Here is a 17,873-nt window from a genome sequence, read left to right as displayed (position 1 = left end):
AAACATTTCGTGGTTAAACAAGTTCTTTTTATAATTATAAAAAATCATGAATATATTCAATATCTTTAGTCCAAGACCCAAAAGGGAGCTCCTGCAAGATCGATATGATAAACTCATGGAGCGCGTATATGAGTTAGAAATGTCCAATTTAAAGGCTGCAGAGCTCACCCGGCGTAAAGCCCAGCGCATTTTACTGCAACTTGTGGAACTAGAGAAGGCGACTAGTCAATAATCCCCATGTTTCGCATCAGCTGCGAAGCATTGAAGCTGCGACAAACTCCTGTACTGAGCTGATAATCAAAAATGATTCTGTTTCCTTCAATTGAACTGTTGAAGCTGTAGTTTCTCACCTTTGGTTCTGTTTCTTCAAGTTGTCCAAGTGACAGGTCATGGGTAGAGATCAGCCCGAAAGCTTCAGTTTTGGTAAGTTTCTTCACCAATGCCACTGCCCCGGTATGTCTGTCCTGGGAGTTAGTTCCTTTCAGTATTTCGTCCAACAGGAAAAAAACCACGTCCCCTTTTTTTGTCATCTCGAGCAGCTGGGCAATTCTTTTGAGTTCAGCATAGAAGGAGCTGGTGTGCTCCTCCAGGTTGTCACGGGTTCGCATGCTGGTGAATAGGCGACACGGGGTAAAACTAAACGTTGAGGCGAAGACGGGTGCGCCTGCTCCGGCCAGTACCATGTTGATGCCAAGGGTCCTTTGAAAGGTCGACTTTCCTGACATATTGGATCCTGTAATGATGTCTACGGATCCTGCGCCTGAAATTTCATAATCATTGGTGACCATTTCGGCTGCCGAAACCAGCGGGTGGCCCATATCGGATGCTTTCAGGTTTTGATCTGTGAGACCAATCTCGGGAAAAACGTAATGGGGGTTGGCGTGGGTAAAAGCCGCCGTGCTGATCAGACACTCCAGGTGATGCACCGCATCCAGCCATTCATTCATATGGTCAGCGTTTGTCCGTTTCCATTCTAAAATATCCAACAGTAAAAAAGCATCCAGGATCAGTAGAAAATCCGCGATCATATAGAACATGTTGCCTCTGGCGCTGATTCGCAAAGTCAGGTTTGATAGCATTTTGATGGCCAGAGAGGCGCTGTTGGGTGAGGTGAGTTGAGCCTGCAAGCGGCAGAGTTCCTCCGAGGTGAAGGTCTGCTTCTCGATTTCGGAGATCATGTGACTGTACGTCGAAACCATGTAATGCGCTTTGTCAATACCTGTGATCTGATGGTTGAGCTTTTTGATGACCAGCGCCAGAAAGCCCGCATTCAAGACAATGGAAATATAAATTACCTGATAAGGTAGCCACTGAAGTAAAATACCAGCACCGAGACCAAGCGCAACCACCACCAGGGTAACGGCGACTGCTTTCCAAAGACTCATCCGAAGGATGAGCTGCTTCGATGCCCACTGGTTGAGGTGAGTGGCTTGTATGTGTGGCGCTTCTTTGCGCTTCTGATTCACTGCCACCCGGGCAGTAGCTCTAAAGCGCTGAAACCAGTCCACTTCCTTGCTCAATTCCCGGATGGACTCCTGGCGCTTTGCAACAGTCGTTGCATCGGCCGATTCGGATAGCCATTCTACCAGTAATTTTTCAGCATCCGGCAGGGCGGACCTGTTGAGGAGCTGAAACAGGGAGTGCTGTCCCAGTATATCCAGGTCAGCCTGATACGGATGGTCTTTTTGGCCATAAGCTTTGCCTGTCCCGAATCCTGAAAGGTTCAGCGCTAACCGATCCATTTCTTCCTGATTGATCAGGATCAGTTGAGTGAAAAAGGCTTTTCTCCCTTCGTGGAGTTGATGCCTGGTTACAAAAAATATAAACCCGACCACAGCTACCAGAAGGAATGGACCAAATATCCAGTGATCTTGATTAAGGAAGAACAAGAAAAATGCTACTCCCGAAAGGAACGCCAAGGCCCTGAGGAGCGAGTACCGCGTGGCCAGATGGCTATGTTTGGCCAATTCTTCTTCAAAATGGGTGATACGGCCTTGAAAAATAGTTGCGGACATACGTGGGTTTAGTAAAACAACAGACTGATAACTACACCAAAGAACAAGCTGACTCCCATAATGATGGTGTACAGGAAGCCACTCAGAAAGACCTTGTAAAAGGCTTTCATCAGACTAAGTTGATAGGTGTTCTTGAAGGAGATCACCAGGTATCCCATGATTGCTATAAGAAACACAATGTCAACAGTATCAGCCCACGAGGAACTGATGAGTCCAATTATCCATAAAAAAGTCAGTGCAATAAAGGCAAAGGAATGCAGGTGTAAGCTGTGAATAATGTGGTTAATGTAGAGTCGCTTTCTGAAAAATACTTTTAACAGCAGCGCATATACAGGCAGGAGAAAGAACATCAGGATCGGAATGTTTTTGACAATGTAGCGATTGATGGCCGGCATGTCAGATTTCGAAAGTTTGATAATCTGCCGGTTGATATAGGCTGCGGCAAATGGTTTCAGCTCATTGTGAATTGAATCTTCAATTTGCCGGATGCTGTAGTCCGCTGCCTTATCCCTCGACATTCGGCTGATAATCCGCCATTCTTTTCCTGAGATGGGCCAGCTGCTATCCAGCGAATCCAGGTCGTCGGTCTCCGTCACTATCGCCGGTGCGTTGTCCGATGAGTCCGAAGTGTTTTGCTTAATGATCCCTTCATTTTTGTCTGATTTCCCATCCATATTAATGGAAAAGAAGAAAAAGTGAATCAGACTGACCACCAGGTAGAGTCGAATGGGGTTAGCGTATTTCACCCTTTTACCCTCCATGAATGCTCTGGTTAGGATGCCCGGTTTCAGAAAGAACGGATGAATGCTCCTGCCAAATCTGGAGTCCAGAGAGAAATAATTAGCAAAAAAGTCTTTGATCAACTTGCCAAAGGAAATCTGATTGTCGGTATTCTCCTGACCACATTGAGGGCAATATTCAAAGGTGCTTTTGAGCGGAAATTCGCAATTGAGGCAGTTTTTAGTCTTCCTTTTCTCCTTTTTCATACTTCCTTAGAAAATAGTTGCTGCCCCAGGCAATCACGATCATCACCATGGCCACGATGGTGTACTCCAGGTTATCGGCCGTGCTGCGAAGCGAAAGCCAAAAGAAGATCACGGCAAGCCCCATGAAAGTCCAGGTGGTAAATTTTAAAGTCTTTCTCATAATGTCATGTCCTGCGTGAGTTTGGCCAGATCCTCTGGGGTATCGATCATCTGACTTTCCAGAGTAGTCAAACCGAGTTTGATGGTATATCCGTTTTCGAGCCATCGGAGTTGCTCCAGGGCTTCTGCCATTTCGAGGGTGCCTGGAGGAAGCCCGGTGATTTCCAGCAGTATGTCTCTTCTATAACCATAGATGCCTATGTGCTTATAAAAAGTATGTTTTTTGAGGCGGTCCTCAGGCTTCACATCGCGAAGGTAAGGAATGCAGGTTCTGCTAAAATAGATGGCTTCCTGGTGTTGATTAAAGATCACTTTCATCTCGGATGGGTCGTCCAGTACAGCCGGATCAGTAATTTTCTTGATCAGGGTAGCCAGTTGGGTGTTGCCATCCAGCAGGGTGGCTACACTGTCTATGTGCTCCGGGTGAATGAAAGGTTCATCCCCTTGTATGTTGATCACATAATCGTATCCGGCATGCTCCCGGATCACTTCCGCGCATCGTTCGGTACCGTTGCGATGTGCAGCGCTGGTCATCACCACTTCTCCGCCAAAATGCTCCACTTCTTCAAAGATGCGACGGTCATCGGTTGCCACTATGATTTTGTCTACCAGTTGGCTTTTAATGGCTTGCTCATAAACCCTCCTGATCATGGTTTTGCCATGAATGTCGACCAGTGCTTTTCCAGGGAATCTGGATGAAGCATACCGGGCTGGTATGATCCCTAATATCCTCATGGTTTTACTTCCCGCACTTTCAGAGAGGTCCCTTCATCTGAGATCACTTCTATTTCTACTCCGGCTTCAATGTAATTTCCGCGTGTGTAGGCATCGTATATCTCTCCCTCTATCTCCACACGACCACTTGGCCTTAGTATGGTGTACGCCGTGCCCTTTTTGCCTACCATCGATTTGCTTTTGTAGAAGCTGGAAGTATAACCCTCTGTTTGATCCTGAATGTCCTGCAAGGCAATTCGACTAAAAAAACGGGAATTGGTGAGCCGTGCGCCAGCCATAAACATGATCACAATGGAGCCCATCAGTCCGGCAAGTGTGGTAGCCACAGCAATGAAAATATCATCTACCTGCACAAATGAAAAATCAAAAGTGTCATTGTTTAACATAACCAGGATCAATGACCCCAGCGTAAGGATGAGACCTGAAATACCCGCCACACCGAACCCGGGAATGACGAAAATCTCTGCCGCGATCAACAGTACTCCGGCAAAGAAAATGATGATTTCCCAGTTTTCGGCCAGGCCATTGAGGTAGTAAGGGGTAAAGTAGAGGATGGCCGCTATGGCCGAGGCCAGTATGGGGAAACCCACTCCAGGCGTTTGCAGCTCGAAGTAAATACCACCAATAATCACGAGGATTAAAATTCCGCTGACGAATGGATTCAAAAACAGGGCGATGATGCGATCGGTCAGGCCAAGTTTAAACTCCGTGATTTCATAGGAGGAAATGCCAGATCTGGACATGATGTCATCGATACTGCTCACTTCAGCTTCGCAAAAACCATATCTGATAGCCTCAGAAACTGAAAATGTGACCACTTTTCCTTCTGTGGCAATGCTGTCCAGGTCGATATCTTCATCCACCATGCCTTCGGCAATGTGTGGGTTTCTTCCTTTGGCTTCCGCTGTGGACCGCATGATAGACCGCATGTAAGACTGGTATTTATCAGGAGCGGCTGTGCCATCCTGAGTGACCACAGTGGCTGCACCAATGCTGGATCCCTTGGCCATGTATATACTGTCGCAAGCAATGGAAATGAGCGCGCCAGCTGAAGCTGCATCCTTGTTGATAAAGGCATAAACCGGCCGGTCGAAGTTGAGGATGCGGGTTCTGATTTCATCTGCATCATTGAGCGCTCCACCATAGGTGTCCAGCTCTAATATCACATAGTCCACTTCCAATTCTTTGGCTTTTTCAAGCCCGAGTTCCGTATATCTGTTGGTTCTGGGATCGATATTGTCAAGCACCTTGAGGTGGAGCACCTTTGTACCTGTGCTATCCTGACCAAAAGCGAAGAGACCAGAAATGATGAAGAAAGAGAAGATATATTTTTTAAGCATAGTGGCTGTCCTAACTTTACAACAAATTTGAACTAAAAATACTTCAATCATCCTCGTGGCTGGACCTTCTTTCGCTTTTTCTTTCGCTTTTACCTCTAAAATCTGGCAGGTCGTACTGGATGCCGGTACCGGACACCTGGTGCTGGAGCTTAGGAATGAGGACACTCAGGAGATCAAATATCAGATGATTAACCTGGGGTCTTTAGGGAGCGAAAAGTCATTCGACATACCAGAAGCCGACTGGTGGACTACTGTGTTGAGGTTTTATCATCCCTATCTGCTGCTGGAACGCTACAATGACCCTCAAAATCCTCTGAGTAAGGACCTGCTGGTGTATGATACTCATTCGCTCAGTCTCAACCATGTGCTTACCGACTTTCAGTTTATACAGCAGGAAGGGGCTGTGCTCATTGGGCATGTGCCCGGGGATCAAACAAACGAACAGAGATGGAACCTTGATGCCCTCACAGAGGCATTACCTGAGGATAATGTGCGATATCCGGTTTACTATGCTCCTGGTTCTGAGCACTTTAATCTGGTGAAGGAGTTTCTGGAGGTGGATGAGGCACCACAGGGTTTTGAGTATGATGAGTATGGAGAATATATCATAATCAGCTATTATGAGCGTTTAGGTACAAAGTTTGATAGAAAGCTTTTGGTTATGCAGGGAGATGTCGAGCTTTACCATGAGGTGGTAGATACAGGATTGAATGGCTATGCTTCCGGCAGCTTTTTTACTTTCAAAAATCTTTTGGTATTTATTCAGAATGGAAATCAAATTCATGCAATTGAGTTATAAAATCGGATTCATTTTAGTATTGACTTTAGGGGTATCGGCAGTTAGCGCTGGAGGCTTAGATTCTCTAAGGGTAGAAAAAAGTAAAGGCCAGTATGTTGTTATTCATCGGGTGGAAAAGGGTGAAACCCTGTACAGCCTTGCCAGAAGATATGGTGCTGATCTGGAGCAGGTAGTCAAGCTCAATGACATTCAAAATAATCAGATTTCACTGGGACAGGAGCTTAGGCTACCGATAGATAAGATCAAAGGCAAACAAGCATCGGAAGTCAAGCCCGCTGAACAGAAGGCATCCTCCAATCTGGAGGAGATCACCCACACGGTGGCGCAAGGGGAAACCCTGTACTCCATCTCCCGAAAATATGGTGTGGCTGTGGAAGATATGAAAAAATGGAATGCTTTATCTTCCAATGAGATTTCCATTGATCAGCAGCTGATTATCCGTATTTCTGATGATCAGGTAGTGGCTCGGCCAGTAGAGGTAAAGGAGCCCGTCAAAGAAGCCCCTAAATCCAGGGTGCCTCCGGGCTTCACGGAGTATTATGTGCAGAGCGGAGACTTACTGGAAACCATTGCCACCAAGTTTCAGGTAAAACCGGATAGCATTGTTGTTTGGAATCATTTGCCCAATGCTTATTTGTCTATAGGTCAAAAGCTCCTGGTGAAAGGTAAGCCAGACTCGGCTCGGATTGCTCAGGGTGATGCAGTGGAGGTACTCCCTTATGGTCAGCGTAAGACTGTTAAGGATCAAAGCGGGTTTACGCGGGTGTTTGAGGAAGGCACGGCCAGAAAGATAGAGGATGGGATGGAAACGCAAAAGTACCTGGCGCTGCATCGTACCCTTTCGGTCGGGGCACTCATAGAGGTTCGCAACCTGATGAACAATCAAAAGATATTCGTTCGCGTGGTGGGAAAGCTTCCGGAAACCGGACTGAATGAGAACGTGATGATCAGGCTGACACCTATTTGCTTTGAGCGGCTGGGTGTGATTGACCCCAAAACCCGGGTGGAGGTTTCTTATTATTTGGATTAGACATTTTGACCAAAAAATCTGAGTTAAAAGCGTTTCTGGATCAGAAGGTCACTCAATACAATCAGCCAGGTTTTATTGAAAATGACCCCATCACTATTCCGCATGGGTATACCCGGCTGCAGGATATTGAGATCTCCGGTTTCATGGCTTCTGTACTCGCGTGGGGCCAGCGTGTGACCATCATCAATAAGTGCCGGGAGTTTTTTGATCGAATGGATAACGCTCCGTATGATTTTGTGTTAAATTATTCGGAATCAGACCTGAAAGCTTTTCTGGATTTCAAGCACCGCACCTTCAATCCTACAGACGCCCTCTACTTTATTGAGTTTTTCCGTCACCATTATTCCCATCACGAGAGCCTCGAGAATGCTTTCGTTCGTAACTCACTGGTGGGTGCCAGTGATACCTTTAGCCATCTGGCGGGATTCTTTGAATACTTTTTTTCTTTACCCGATCATCCCAGACGTACCTACAAGCACATTTCAAACCCCGTCCGTAAATCAGCCTGCAAGCGTCTGAATATGTTTCTTCGCTGGATGGTGAGGCATGATACTGCGGGTGTCGATTTTGGACTTTGGAAAAAGATACAACCTTCCCAACTGGTGTGTCCGTGTGACTTGCACGTGGATAGGGTAGCCCGGTCACTCGGTCTCATCACCCGTAAGCAAACCGACTGGCAAACGGCCCTTGAGCTGACCAATCAGCTCAAGGCGTTTGATCCGGAAGATCCTGTGAAGTATGACTTTGCGTTATTTGGACTGGGCGTAGAAGAGAAATTTCACTGATTCCACTGAGCAGGGTTGCTGCGCCAGGCTTTCAGGGTGGCCTCCTGGTCAGGAGCGATACTGCCATCGGCCAGCATTGCCGCTATCATGGTGGAGTAGTCACTCAGGTACCAGAGGTCCACATGGTGGTCTTTAAAGTTTTCCTCGGAGATCCCAAACCCATAGGTGAAGATCGCGACCATGCCCAGTACTTCCATACCTGCCGTCCGAACGGCTTCCGCAGCCTGTAAGGAACTCCCGCCAGTGGAGACCAGGTCTTCTATCAGAACTACTTTGGTGCCCTTAGACGCCACGCCCTCTATCTGATTTTCCATTCCATGTCCTTTGGTAGTGGACCTGATGTATATGAAAGGCAAATCAAGTGCGTCAGCGACAAGAGCACCTTGAGGAATACCTGCCGTGGCTACACCAGCGATACACTCCGCATTTGGGAATTTCTCTCTGATCACCTTGGCAAGATGATTCTTCACCAGGCTTCTTGTTTTCGGATAGGAGAGACTGAGCCTGTTGTCGCAGTAAATGGGAGATTTCCAGCCAGACGCCCAGGTAAAAGGGGCTTGAGGGCTGATTTTGATGGCTTCAATGTTTACGAGGGCTTTAGCGATTTCTTTTGCGACTTGATTGTCGTATTGTTGTACAGGCATGCTTTGTCGATAAGTTTTTTAAAAATATTAGAAGGCGCTTTTATACCCCAATATTTATGTGTTTTATTTGTACGCAAAGCTAAACTTCTTGTGAAAATATTCATCAATGATATCCCGGTAAGTATTGTAAGTCCTGAAGAGCTTGATCCCACCAAAGAGTTTGACCTGGTGATTGATGGAGCCATCACTAAAATAAAACCAAAGTCATTGATCGATGATGTGCTGATCACTGATGCTGCAGCTGATAAGGTGGATGATCTGCTACACGTGATGACGGATAATAAGCTGAAAAAAGTGGATTCAATTACTTTTTGCAGTACCGACAAGCGGGATGTGATCCGCTACATCAAGAAGAAGTTCAAAGTGATAGAGGCAGCTGGTGGAGTAGTGGATAAGGGAGGAAAAATTCTCCTGATCTACAGGAAGGACAGGTGGGATATCCCCAAAGGGAAGCTGGATAAAGGGGAGAATAAGCGTGATTGTGCCATTCGTGAGGTGGAGGAGGAGACAGGTGTGAAGGTGACCATTGAGAAGAAGATCAATGCTACCTGGCACACCTACATCAACAAAGAGAAATATGTGCTCAAAAAGACGCATTGGTATGTGATGCGTTGTCTGGATGATACTCATCTGGCACCCCAGGCTGAAGAAGGCATTGATGAGGTTCGCTGGATGACTTTGACTGAGCTACGGGCAGCACTTTATAATTCCTACCGATCCATTCGGGTGGTGATACAGGAGTATCACAAATTACTGAAAATACACGATCAGAGTTTATAAGGAAGGAAGGGGGCGACATCTCCCCCGTACCGGTGTACCTCCCGGATGATACTGCTGCTGATAGGTGCCAGGTCAGGAGAAGTAATCAAGAAAATGGTCTCCAGACCCGCATTCAGGTACTTATTAATCTGAGAAATACTATTCTCATACTCAAAGTCCGTGGTATTTCTCAACCCGCGAACGAGATAGCGCGCATTGTATTTCTGAGCAAGGATGGCCGTGAGTTCGTCATACACAATGACCTTTACGCGTTCGTTGCCCTCAAAAGCCACATTGATCTTGTCGATAATGAAGTCCACTTCGAAATACCTTTTCTTGTTGGAGTTATGACCCATGGCGATGATCACCTCATCGAAGAGTTCCAGACTCCTCAGCACAATGTCTTCATGCCCCTTGGTGAATGGATCAAACGAACCTGGGAAAATGGCTGTTTTGTTCATTACTCGCAGAGAAATATGCTGTACAGGTCAAAATATCTATGATCGGCTATGTCCTCAAATTCGGACGGAAATTTCAGAAAGTTTGGCTTGGTACCGAAAGAGATGTTTCGGATGTATTTTTTCAGTAGTTCAATTTGTGGTGCGTCATTTTTTAGCAGACCCCATACCACCAGGCTACTTGTTTTTGGAGAAAGACCAATTTCTTTAAAAACAAGCATGATGTACTTGAGGTAATCCTCGCTTTTTCTTACCGCAAACTGATTGTAGTAGAGCAACTGATTTTTCTGAGAGACCATGATGTGGAGAATACCTCTGTCAAAATACGTAAACATGGTTTTCTCCTTGGAGTGATCGTCATATTTGAGAATACCCTCAATAAGCGCACTACCCTGGTGAATAACTTGCAAACTTTTATTGGGATAGCGCTCCTTGGACCAGGAAATGACCTTTTTATCGCAGGCAAAGATGTTCACCGCACTACTTGCTATGTGCTTGTAATAGTAAACTTCCTCAATCTTGGTTTTGATCTCTGAATTCACAGCCAGGTAGTCACTGGAGGCCTCGGGTAGAAAATGTGAACCGGGAACCAGTGAGAACTTATGAGTCTTAAAGCTCACCTTGATGTTGTCCCAAAGATTGGACCCAATAAAACTGTGTTTGTTGACTATTTCTTTGATTACCTCCAGCCGGGTGTTGATGGTTTTGATGTTCTCCAGCTTGTAATCTTCCATCGCCAGACAGGTGCCTGTCTGCTTATTCACCACACAAAATTGAAAATCGCGAATGCCTATTTGCAGGCACAGAGAATAAGATGGCAGCTTTGATTCATCAAAGCTGCCAGCCTTAATTCTTTTAATGAGTTTGAAAGTCGATGTGGCGGTTTTTGTCAAAATTTATTCCCAGTTACCTGCTGTAGTTACACTTGTTTTAGAGCCAAATCTCAAAGGCTTTCTTGTGTTATACTCACTTTCTTCATCCCGAATTGGGTTGATAGGTTTCGGGTTTTTCACCTCTATTGCGTTTACAGAAACCCCACTCTTTTCAATTTTATCAGCCCAAATATCAAATTTGGTTGGAGGCTCTACGCCTGGTACATATGGAAGGGTAGAAAGATTAAACCTCGGCCAAACCGATTTCTTAAACACCGAATCTTTAACAGAAACTGTACCCAAGGTGTCTATTTCCACGTAGGTGCTATCTGCACCATAATCCAAGGTGATTACAAATTCGGTTTTCTCAGTAAGGTAAAACTTACCGGAATCCACGAATGCCAATAGTTTATCCCAATCGCTGGTATATCGCCCGTTTACAGCGAGATACGACAGCTCCGCTTCTCTAATCATTTTTAATTGCTCAATGATGCGTGCTTCCATTTTAGCGATTCTCTGAGACTCTTCTATACTAGAGTTGATAGAGTAATAAAGGAAGAACGACAAGCACAATGCGACGATTCCGAAAACTATGGTAAAGATTTTTGTTTTGGTCATTGATGTTAGGGTTTTTTGCAATAATAAAGATAATTAGACTGTTAGCGAAACGCTATTTTATGGAAATATTCCCAAATTTAAAAAACCCTCGCAATTCAGTTATTTGATTTGGTTCCTGTGTCAGGCGAAAAGCATTGTGCAGGAAACCTGAATCCATGGTTTTGATTTCAGCAAAGCTCAGCCATTTGAGTTCTTCAAGTATTTGTTCATTTTTGGGTAATTCAGGATCTTGTCCGAGTTGGATTTCTCCGGCTATCCGGGTCACTTCAAAAAAGAGTTCAATGGCATGGTGTCGATCGTCCTGGTACTCATTCACAAACAAAAACTGTCCTATACTGACCCTCAGCCCTGTTTCTTCAAGAAATTCCTTTTTCAGTGCTCCTTCAGCACTTTCGCCAAACTCTATACCACCTCCGGGAGGTGACCAGAGATAACCATTAGGTCCGATCCCTTTGTGCCTCAGCATTAATATGGCGCCTTCTTCCTGAAGAATTCCACATACTCTTGCCCTTACTCTCCCTTCAAAAATGCTTTTGGTGCCGGAATCTGCCATGGTTTTATTAACATATTAAATCGATGTACGTTAACTTTACTCAAAAAAAAATATATATGAGAGTTTTAGCAAGTTTATTCATACTCTGTGTAGGATTCGGCGTAGTAGCACAAACCACAGGTGCAGAAGAAGTGCAGAATGGTCCCAGGATCACTTTCGCTGAGTCTGCTCATGATTTTGGTGACATCACGCAGGGTGACAGAGTGACTCATGTTTTTAAATATGAAAACACGGGTAACGAACCTTTAATTCTTTCGGATGTGCGTACCACATGCGGCTGTACAGCGACCAACTGGGACAGAGAGCCTTTGGCTCCCGGAGCTTCCGCGGAAATTACAGTGAATTTCAATAGCCGGGGTAAAATGGGAATGCAAAATAAGGTGGTAACGATACTTTCAAATGCCGTCAATAGCAGTGAGCGGGTGAAAATCACCACCAATGTATTGGCTCCGGCCCCTGTAGATCAGTGACGTAAAGCATAAATAATCAGTGTGATCCATCCACCAATGAACAGGAGACCTCCAATAGGAGTGATAGCTCCCAGTATAGAGAGGTTGGTCATACAAAGCACATAGAGGCTACCCGAAAATATCAGGGTGCCAAACAGAAAGAGACGAATGGCCCATGTCAGTAATTGATGTGGGCCATTTTTATTGATAAGGCTAACAAAAAGAATAGCGATTGCATGAAACATGTGATACTGAACGGCAGTGTCGTAGGTATCTTTTCTCCCGAAAGCCTCCAGTGTTGCCGACAGTGCATGTGCACCAAAGGCTCCCAACCCCACAGCCGTGACAGCCAGTACGCTCCCTGTTAGTAAGTGTTTTTTATCCATAATTTCTTTCTCCAAAGATAGAACTACCCACTCTGATCATGGTGCTGCCATGATCCAGGGCATGCCGATAATCTCCACTCATCCCCATGGATAGTTCGGTGAGCTCAAAGTTGCTGATATGAAATTTCGAAGAGAACTCATCGAACAGAAGCTTAAGTCCTTCAAACTCCTTTGAGATCTGAGCGGTATCAGGGGTAAGCGTGGCCATTCCCATGAGTCCGCACACCTTGATGTGGGTCAGGTTTTCGAGTTCACCATTTTCCAAAAAATACTGAAGGTCATTTTTGTCAAAGCCAAACTTGGTGGATTCCTCAGCGATATGAATCTGGAGGAGACACGAAATGATTCGGTCATTTTTGGCGGCCTCTTTGTTTATTTCCTTTAACAATCTCACACTGTCCACTGCGTGAATGAGGTGCACGTACGGAGCAATGTACTTAACCTTATTCCGCTGCAGATGACCGATCATGTGCCACCTGATGTCTTTGGGAAGCGACTCGTACTTCTCAGTCATTTCCTGCACCTTATTTTCACCAAAGTCCCGTTGGTCACTGTCGTAAGCTTCCTGCACGGCCGATATTGGCTTGGTCTTACTTACGGCAATCAGTCGGGCATTAGTGCCGGTGAGTTCTGTTTTTATTTTGTTAATATTTGCTGCTATGTCGCTCATGTGGAGTGCTAAATTCTCGACTATCGTTAACTTTAAAACTAGCGCAAAGTTGGTAAGTCATCAGTGAAAATCACATGACTTTCATAAATACTCTATTATGGCAATATTAGGAACACTTTTGAAGAAAGGGATAATGCTGGGGGAGAGCATGGAGCAGCAATATACATCTGCCTTTGATCTGCAAAAAGGAGAGCTCCGAAAGCTGATGATCCACGCACAGCATACAGAGTTTGGTAAGCATTATGGGTTTGCTAATATCCTTAAAACCTTCAAAACAGGTACCAGGGATCAGTTCTATGCTGAGTTCACCAGAAACGTCCCGGTGTTTGACTATGACAAGATCCACAATGAATGGTGGCATTTGGCCAAAGCAGGTAAAAAAGACGTTTGTTACCCCGGTAAGGTGAAATATTTCGCGCTGAGTAGCGGTACTTCAGGGGCTTCCTCCAAGTACATTCCGATCACAAAGGAGATGATCAAATCGATCAGAAAGACCAGTATGCGGCAGATACTTACACTCTCTAAGTATGATCTCCCTACGGATCTGTTTACCAAAGGGATTCTAATGCTTGGTGGGAGTACCAATCTCCGTAAAAGCGGCACCTATTTCGAAGGGGACCTGAGTGGGATCACTGCCGCGCAGATACCATTTTGGTTTCAGCATTTTTATAAACCCGGAAAGAAAATAGCCAAAACATCTGACTGGGGGGATAAACTGGACGAAATCACTCGGCGTGCCAGGGATTGGGACATTGGAATTATAGTAGGTGTCCCTGCCTGGCTTCAGATTTTGATGGAAAAAATAGTGAAACACTATGAGGTCAAAACGATTCATGACATCTGGCCCAATTTGAAAATCTTCGTCCACGGGGGGGTGTCCTTCGAACCCTACAAAAAAGGCTTTGAAAAGCTGCTCGAGCACCCTCTGATTTATATGGAAACCTATCTTGCCAGTGAGGGGTTTATTGCGTTTCAGGCCCAGCCAGTACAGCGGTCCATGAAACTTGTCTTGAATAATGGAATTTTTTATGAGTTTGTGCCCTTCACACCTAAAAATTTCACTGAAGACGGTATGATGCGAGAAAGCCCCGAGACCCTGCATATGGATCAGGTGAAGGCAGGGGTGGAATATGCCTTGCTGATCAGCACAAATGCCGGCGCCTGGAGGTACCTTATCGGAGATGTGATTAAGTTTGCATCTGTAGAGGACTCGGAAATATACATTACTGGTCGGACCAAGCACTTCCTGAGTTTGTGTGGAGAGCATCTTTCTGTTGATAACATGAATAAGGCCGTGGAGTTGGTGAGTGCAGCATTCAATATCGATATCCGTGAGTTTACGGTGTTGGGAGAGTCAGTAGGTGGTCGGTTTGCTCACAGGTGGTATCTGGGCACTGACGACACGGTGGATGAGGAGACAGTGCAAAAGCAACTGGACCTGAAACTGATGGAGCTGAATGACGACTATAAAGTGGAGCGAGGGCATGCCCTCAGGGAGGTGACTGCAAGAATACTTCCAACATCACTTTTTTATGAATGGATGAAAGAACAAGGGAAAGAGGGAGGTCAGAATAAATTTCCAAGAGTACTCAAAAATGAGAAATCGCAGCAGTGGAAAGATTTCGTTGCAGCCAGAAATATTATGAACCCTAGCTGATGCCATCATATTTTACAGGATTATTATTTGGATTGATTTTTATTTTTTCTTTTGGCCCCGGTTTTTTCGCACTCCTGCAAACCAGTGTTCAAAAAGGCTTTAGGAAGGCTGTTTTTCTTGCCTTTGGCATTTCCCTGAGTGATATGCTTTATGTTGCTCTGGCTATTATGGGGCTCGCATCCTTGCTCGAAAAGCCCACCGCCCGAATGTGGATGGCCATAGTGGGTACAGTAATACTCATCGCATACGGGTTGTACTCATGGTTTAAAAAGCCTAAAATCTATCAGGAAAAGCAGGAAACGGACACCGAACTTTCGTACCTCAAATACATCCTGAAAGGATTTGTGCTCAATGGGTTTAATCCTTTTATCGTGATATTCTGGCTGGGGATTATAGGCCTGGTGGCCGTTAATTATGACTACAACGGTGGCCAGCAGATTTATTTTTTCGTGGGCGTACTCACCACCATTCTGGTATCTGATGTTACCAAGGCCTTCATTGCCTACCGGCTACGGGCCATGGTTACCCCCAAGAAGATTTTGATTCTTAATCGGTCCGTTGGAGTGATCCTGATCTTGTTTGGCCTACAGATGATCTACTTTCTCTTCAATAATTTCATGATTGAATAAAACTCAAGATTAAGAGATATGTATGTCAAGTTTGTGGAGGAGCCCGACCACCTCAGGCATGGAGAACTTAGCTTTTTTGAGCTTATTAAGTTCTGGGTCTAAGGCATAGTTTTGAGCTGACCTGAAGTCAGATTTCTCCAGGATGGTATTTTCAAAAATGGCGCCTGACAAGTCACTTTGATAAAAGCTGGCACCGGTGAGGTTTGTTTCGGTGAAATCCACTTCGTGAAGACTGCACTGTTCGAATTTACTTCCCTTAAGATTGAGCTGATAGAAGGAGGAGAAGTTCAGCTGACACCCACGAAAGTTCATGGCTATGAGAAAGGGATTACAGTCACTAAAGATCAGCCCCAGGAGCTTGCACTCGTTAAATTGAACTTCCTTCCATGAGGAGCTATTCATTCGGGCATTGCTCAGGTCACAGTTTTCAAACACACATTCAGAAAAGACCAGGTAGGAGAGGTCCACTCCTGAGAATGAGCAGTTGACAAATCTGCAAAGGTTGTATTCTCCTTTGTCAAGACGCTGTTCTGTGAAGTTTACGCCATTAAAGACCTGTTCTTCAAAGTAATCTTCCATACCTCGAAGTTAGTTTAAACACCCCGAAGGAGGGATTTCTTATCGTCCAATGTTCGATTTTATTTGTACTTATCTGTGTGCACGCCCACCGCTCTTCCTGAGGGGTCATTCATGTTTTTGAAAGACTCATCCCAGGCCAGCGCTTCCGGAGTGCTGCAGGCTACCGATGGTACTGAGGGTACGCACAGTGCTGCTGTGTCCGACGGGAAATGCTCAGAGAAGATGGTTCGGTAGTAAAACTCCTCCTTGTTGCGGGGCGTCTGCACCGGGAATTTATATTTGGCATTGGCCAGCTGCTCGTCGGTAACTTTTTCACCCACCACCTGTTTCAGGGTGTCTATCCAGCTATAGCCCACACCGTCCGAAAATTGTTCTTTTTGTCTCCAGGCGATACTGTCTGGCAGGTAATTTTCAAAAGCCTTACGCACCACCCACTTTTCCATTTTTTCAGGTGTGATCATTTTGTCCTGAGGATTCAGGCGCATGGCCACATCAATAAATTCTTTATCCAGGAAGGGAACACGACCTTCTATGCCCCAGGCGGCCAGCGATTTATTGGCGCGCAGACAGTCATACTGGTGCAGCTTACTCAGCTTGCGCACGGTTTCTTCATGAAACTCTTTAGCATTCGGAGCTTTGTGGAAGTAGAGGTATCCGCCAAAGAGCTCATCCGAACCCTCACCTGAGAGTACCATTTTGATCCCCATGGACTTAATCACTCTCGCCATCAGGTACATCGGGGTGGAGGCCCGCACGGTGGTCACGTCATAAGTTTCCAGGTGGTAGATGACATCTCTGATGGCGTCCAGACCTTCCTGTATGGTGAAGAGAATTTCGTGATGCACAGTGCCTATGTGTTCAGCGGCATTTCTGGCTGCCGCCAAATCGGGAGAGCCCTCCAGACCCACGGCAAATGAGTGAAGCTGGGGCCACCAGGCACCAGTCTTGCCGTCAGTTTCTATTCTGTTTTGAGAAAATTTCTTAGCAAGGGCCGACGTGACGGATGAGTCCAGGCCACCGGATAACAGCACACCATAGGGTACGTCCGACATCAATTGACGTTTTACAGCCGCCTCCAGCGCATCATGAAGCTCTGCTACGCTGGTCTGACTATCCTTCACATTTTCGTATGAAGTCCAGTCACGTTCATACCACTTCACAAGGGTGCCTTCTTTACTGTGTAGGTAGTGTCCGGGAGGGAAAAGCTCGATTTTGGTACACACTCCTTCGAGGGCCTTGAGCTCAGAGGCCACATAGAAGGTGCCGTCCTCATCCCATCCCATATAGAGGGGTATGATGCCCATATGATCTCGGGCAACCAGATAAGCGTCGTTTTCAGAATCATAAAGCGCAAATCCGAATATTCCGTTGAGTTCATCTAAAAAGCTTGCCCCTTTTTCCTTGTAAAGGGCCAGGATCACTTCACAGTCTGATGCTGTGCTGAAATGGTATTTTCCTTCAAACTGCTTGCGGAGTTCGCGGTGATTGTATATCTCCCCATTGGCAGCCAACACGATTTTCTGATGGTCACTGTAGAGGGGTTGCTTGCCGGAAGCCGGGTCTACCACAGCCAGGCGTTCATGTGCCAGTATAGCGTTTTCACTGCTGTATATACCACTCCAGTCAGGGCCTCTGTGTCTCAATTTCTTGGACATTTCCAATAGCCTTGGTCTGAGTACTTCCGCCTTCTGCTTTAACTCAAAAGCACATACAATTCCGCACATATTTTCGCTTTTTCTCCTTCTATTTA

At 45.7% G+C, this 17,873-nt stretch carries 22 protein-coding genes; 8 read left to right on the top strand and 14 right to left on the bottom strand.

All coding sequences use genetic code 11. The features are described from left to right. Positions 1-46 precede the first annotated feature (46 nt). On the top strand, positions 47-232 hold the full coding sequence (locus tag RIH33_RS04390) for a Lacal_2735 family protein (protein ID WP_406653953.1): 186 nt from the start codon (positions 47-49) through the stop codon (positions 230-232). On the opposite strand, the gene RIH33_RS04385 is transcribed toward RIH33_RS04390, so the two are convergent. From RIH33_RS04385 to RIH33_RS04365, 5 genes are read right to left on the bottom strand one after another with little or no spacing between them, the layout of a single operon-like run. Next, positions 222-2,015: a MutS-related protein gene (locus RIH33_RS04385; RefSeq protein ID WP_406653952.1), complete on the bottom strand. Its 1,794-nt coding sequence runs from the start codon at positions 2,013-2,015 to the stop codon at positions 222-224. The two genes, RIH33_RS04390 and RIH33_RS04385, sit on opposite strands and share 11 nt — an antisense overlap. Before the next feature lie 8 nt (positions 2,016-2,023). Next, complete coding sequence (locus tag RIH33_RS04380) at positions 2,024-3,001, bottom strand: DUF3667 domain-containing protein (RefSeq protein ID WP_406653951.1); 978 nt, start codon at positions 2,999-3,001, stop codon at positions 2,024-2,026. Continuing rightward, on the bottom strand, positions 2,976-3,161 hold the full coding sequence (locus tag RIH33_RS04375; protein WP_406653950.1) for a hypothetical protein: 186 nt from the start codon (positions 3,159-3,161) through the stop codon (positions 2,976-2,978). Before RIH33_RS04375 ends, RIH33_RS04380 begins: the two co-directional genes overlap by 26 nt. Continuing rightward, entirely contained in the window at positions 3,158-3,895 is a 738-nt protein-coding gene (gene kdsB / locus RIH33_RS04370) for a 3-deoxy-manno-octulosonate cytidylyltransferase (RefSeq protein ID WP_406653949.1), read from the bottom strand. Before kdsB ends, RIH33_RS04375 begins: the two co-directional genes overlap by 4 nt. Beyond that, positions 3,892-5,235 carry an NfeD family protein gene (locus tag RIH33_RS04365; RefSeq protein WP_406653948.1) on the bottom strand — a complete coding sequence of 448 codons (1,344 nt, stop codon included), beginning with the start codon at positions 5,233-5,235 and terminating at the stop codon, positions 3,892-3,894. Before RIH33_RS04365 ends, kdsB begins: the two co-directional genes overlap by 4 nt. A 55-nt stretch (positions 5,236-5,290) precedes the next feature. Between RIH33_RS04365 and RIH33_RS04360 the strand changes: the two genes are divergently transcribed. From RIH33_RS04360 to RIH33_RS04350, 3 genes are read left to right on the top strand one after another with little or no spacing between them, the layout of a single operon-like run. After that, the gene (locus RIH33_RS04360) at positions 5,291-6,034 is read left to right on the top strand and encodes a DUF4905 domain-containing protein (protein ID WP_406653946.1); all 744 of its coding nucleotides are present in this window, start codon (positions 5,291-5,293) and stop codon (positions 6,032-6,034) included. Further along, positions 6,024-7,064 (top strand): LysM peptidoglycan-binding domain-containing protein, encoded by a 1,041-nt coding sequence (locus RIH33_RS04355; protein ID WP_406653945.1) that lies wholly within the window; start codon positions 6,024-6,026, stop codon positions 7,062-7,064. The genes RIH33_RS04360 and RIH33_RS04355 overlap by 11 nt, the downstream gene beginning before the upstream one ends. A 5-nt stretch (positions 7,065-7,069) precedes the next feature. After that, a complete protein-coding gene (locus RIH33_RS04350; RefSeq protein ID WP_406653944.1) occupies positions 7,070-7,849 on the top strand; it encodes a TIGR02757 family protein in 780 nt (259 codons plus the stop codon). On the opposite strand, the gene pyrE is transcribed toward RIH33_RS04350, so the two are convergent. After that, on the bottom strand, positions 7,843-8,493 hold the full coding sequence (gene pyrE, locus RIH33_RS04345) for an orotate phosphoribosyltransferase (RefSeq protein ID WP_406653942.1): 651 nt from the start codon (positions 8,491-8,493) through the stop codon (positions 7,843-7,845). The genes RIH33_RS04350 and pyrE overlap by 7 nt on opposite strands. 90 nt (positions 8,494-8,583) lie before the next feature. On the opposite strand from pyrE, the gene RIH33_RS04340 reads away from it, so the two are divergent. Next, a complete protein-coding gene (locus RIH33_RS04340) occupies positions 8,584-9,273 on the top strand; it encodes an NUDIX hydrolase (protein ID WP_406653940.1) in 690 nt (229 codons plus the stop codon). Here the strand turns inward: RIH33_RS04340 and coaD are convergent. From coaD to RIH33_RS04320, 4 genes are read right to left on the bottom strand one after another with little or no spacing between them, the layout of a single operon-like run. Beyond that, positions 9,261-9,713: a pantetheine-phosphate adenylyltransferase gene (gene coaD / locus RIH33_RS04335; protein ID WP_406653939.1), complete on the bottom strand. Its 453-nt coding sequence runs from the start codon at positions 9,711-9,713 to the stop codon at positions 9,261-9,263. The two genes, RIH33_RS04340 and coaD, sit on opposite strands and share 13 nt — an antisense overlap. Next, on the bottom strand, positions 9,713-10,603 hold the full coding sequence (locus RIH33_RS04330; protein WP_406653937.1) for a DUF3822 family protein: 891 nt from the start codon (positions 10,601-10,603) through the stop codon (positions 9,713-9,715). The genes coaD and RIH33_RS04330 overlap by 1 nt, the downstream gene beginning before the upstream one ends. A gap of 3 nt (positions 10,604-10,606) precedes the next feature. Beyond that, complete coding sequence (locus RIH33_RS04325) at positions 10,607-11,200, bottom strand: hypothetical protein (RefSeq protein ID WP_406653936.1); 594 nt, start codon at positions 11,198-11,200, stop codon at positions 10,607-10,609. A 52-nt stretch (positions 11,201-11,252) separates the two neighbouring features. After that, positions 11,253-11,753 (bottom strand): NUDIX domain-containing protein, encoded by a 501-nt coding sequence (locus tag RIH33_RS04320; RefSeq protein ID WP_406653935.1) that lies wholly within the window; start codon positions 11,751-11,753, stop codon positions 11,253-11,255. 56 nt (positions 11,754-11,809) lie between these two features. Here RIH33_RS04320 and RIH33_RS04315 point away from each other — a divergent pair, with 56 nt between their 5' ends. After that, positions 11,810-12,223 carry a DUF1573 domain-containing protein gene (locus RIH33_RS04315; RefSeq protein WP_406653934.1) on the top strand — a complete coding sequence of 138 codons (414 nt, stop codon included), beginning with the start codon at positions 11,810-11,812 and terminating at the stop codon, positions 12,221-12,223. Here the strand turns inward: RIH33_RS04315 and RIH33_RS04310 are convergent. Beyond that, positions 12,217-12,588, bottom strand: coding sequence for a DUF423 domain-containing protein (locus RIH33_RS04310; RefSeq protein WP_406653933.1), 372 nt, complete (start codon positions 12,586-12,588; stop codon positions 12,217-12,219). The genes RIH33_RS04315 and RIH33_RS04310 overlap by 7 nt on opposite strands. Continuing rightward, positions 12,581-13,258 carry a YggS family pyridoxal phosphate-dependent enzyme gene (locus RIH33_RS04305; RefSeq protein ID WP_406653931.1) on the bottom strand — a complete coding sequence of 226 codons (678 nt, stop codon included), beginning with the start codon at positions 13,256-13,258 and terminating at the stop codon, positions 12,581-12,583. Before RIH33_RS04305 ends, RIH33_RS04310 begins: the two co-directional genes overlap by 8 nt. Before the next feature lie 97 nt (positions 13,259-13,355). Between RIH33_RS04305 and RIH33_RS04300 the strand changes: the two genes are divergently transcribed. Further along, a complete protein-coding gene (locus RIH33_RS04300; protein ID WP_406653930.1) occupies positions 13,356-14,915 on the top strand; it encodes a GH3 auxin-responsive promoter family protein in 1,560 nt (519 codons plus the stop codon). Next, entirely contained in the window at positions 14,915-15,544 is a 630-nt protein-coding gene (locus tag RIH33_RS04295; RefSeq protein ID WP_406653929.1) for a LysE family translocator, read from the top strand. Before RIH33_RS04300 ends, RIH33_RS04295 begins: the two co-directional genes overlap by 1 nt. A gap of 9 nt (positions 15,545-15,553) precedes the next feature. Here RIH33_RS04295 and RIH33_RS04290 read toward each other — a convergent pair whose 3' ends face one another. Continuing rightward, positions 15,554-16,123, bottom strand: coding sequence for a pentapeptide repeat-containing protein (locus RIH33_RS04290; RefSeq protein WP_406653928.1), 570 nt, complete (start codon positions 16,121-16,123; stop codon positions 15,554-15,556). Positions 16,124-16,182: 59 nt separating this feature from the next. Then, positions 16,183-17,847, bottom strand: a complete 1,665-nt coding sequence (asnB, locus tag RIH33_RS04285; protein ID WP_406653927.1) for an asparagine synthase B — start codon at positions 17,845-17,847, stop codon at positions 16,183-16,185. Positions 17,848-17,873 lie beyond the last annotated feature (26 nt).

It is taken from the genome of Marinoscillum sp. (genome assembly GCF_040222955.1).
Taxonomy (GTDB): Bacteria; Bacteroidota; Bacteroidia; order Cytophagales; family Cyclobacteriaceae; genus Marinoscillum.
This window is presented reverse-complemented; position numbering and strand designations above follow the sequence as displayed.

Excerpts from the sequence above, each read along its gene's own strand:
- coaD (WP_406653939.1), bottom strand. The coding sequence starts at position 9,713 with ATGAACAAAACAGCCATTTTCCCAGGTTCGTTTGATCCATTCACCAAG.
- RIH33_RS04290 (WP_406653928.1), bottom strand. The coding sequence starts at position 16,123 with ATGGAAGATTACTTTGAAGAACAGGTCTTTAATGGCGTAAACTTCACA.
- RIH33_RS04365 (WP_406653948.1), bottom strand. The coding sequence starts at position 5,235 with ATGCTTAAAAAATATATCTTCTCTTTCTTCATCATTTCTGGTCTCTTC.
- RIH33_RS04380 (WP_406653951.1), bottom strand. The coding sequence starts at position 3,001 with ATGAAAAAGGAGAAAAGGAAGACTAAAAACTGCCTCAATTGCGAATTT.
- kdsB (WP_406653949.1), bottom strand. The coding sequence starts at position 3,895 with ATGAGGATATTAGGGATCATACCAGCCCGGTATGCTTCATCCAGATTC.
- RIH33_RS04310 (WP_406653933.1), bottom strand. The coding sequence starts at position 12,588 with ATGGATAAAAAACACTTACTAACAGGGAGCGTACTGGCTGTCACGGCT.
- RIH33_RS04305 (WP_406653931.1), bottom strand. The coding sequence starts at position 13,258 with ATGAGCGACATAGCAGCAAATATTAACAAAATAAAAACAGAACTCACC.
- RIH33_RS04390 (WP_406653953.1), top strand. The coding sequence starts at position 47 with ATGAATATATTCAATATCTTTAGTCCAAGACCCAAAAGGGAGCTCCTG.
- RIH33_RS04295 (WP_406653929.1), top strand. The coding sequence starts at position 14,915 with ATGCCATCATATTTTACAGGATTATTATTTGGATTGATTTTTATTTTT.
- RIH33_RS04385 (WP_406653952.1), bottom strand. The coding sequence starts at position 2,015 with ATGTCCGCAACTATTTTTCAAGGCCGTATCACCCATTTTGAAGAAGAA.
- RIH33_RS04300 (WP_406653930.1), top strand. The coding sequence starts at position 13,356 with ATGGCAATATTAGGAACACTTTTGAAGAAAGGGATAATGCTGGGGGAG.
- pyrE (WP_406653942.1), bottom strand. The coding sequence starts at position 8,493 with ATGCCTGTACAACAATACGACAATCAAGTCGCAAAAGAAATCGCTAAA.
- RIH33_RS04320 (WP_406653935.1), bottom strand. The coding sequence starts at position 11,753 with ATGGCAGATTCCGGCACCAAAAGCATTTTTGAAGGGAGAGTAAGGGCA.
- asnB (WP_406653927.1), bottom strand. The coding sequence starts at position 17,847 with ATGTGCGGAATTGTATGTGCTTTTGAGTTAAAGCAGAAGGCGGAAGTA.
- RIH33_RS04375 (WP_406653950.1), bottom strand. The coding sequence starts at position 3,161 with ATGAGAAAGACTTTAAAATTTACCACCTGGACTTTCATGGGGCTTGCC.
- RIH33_RS04325 (WP_406653936.1), bottom strand. The coding sequence starts at position 11,200 with ATGACCAAAACAAAAATCTTTACCATAGTTTTCGGAATCGTCGCATTG.
- RIH33_RS04315 (WP_406653934.1), top strand. The coding sequence starts at position 11,810 with ATGAGAGTTTTAGCAAGTTTATTCATACTCTGTGTAGGATTCGGCGTA.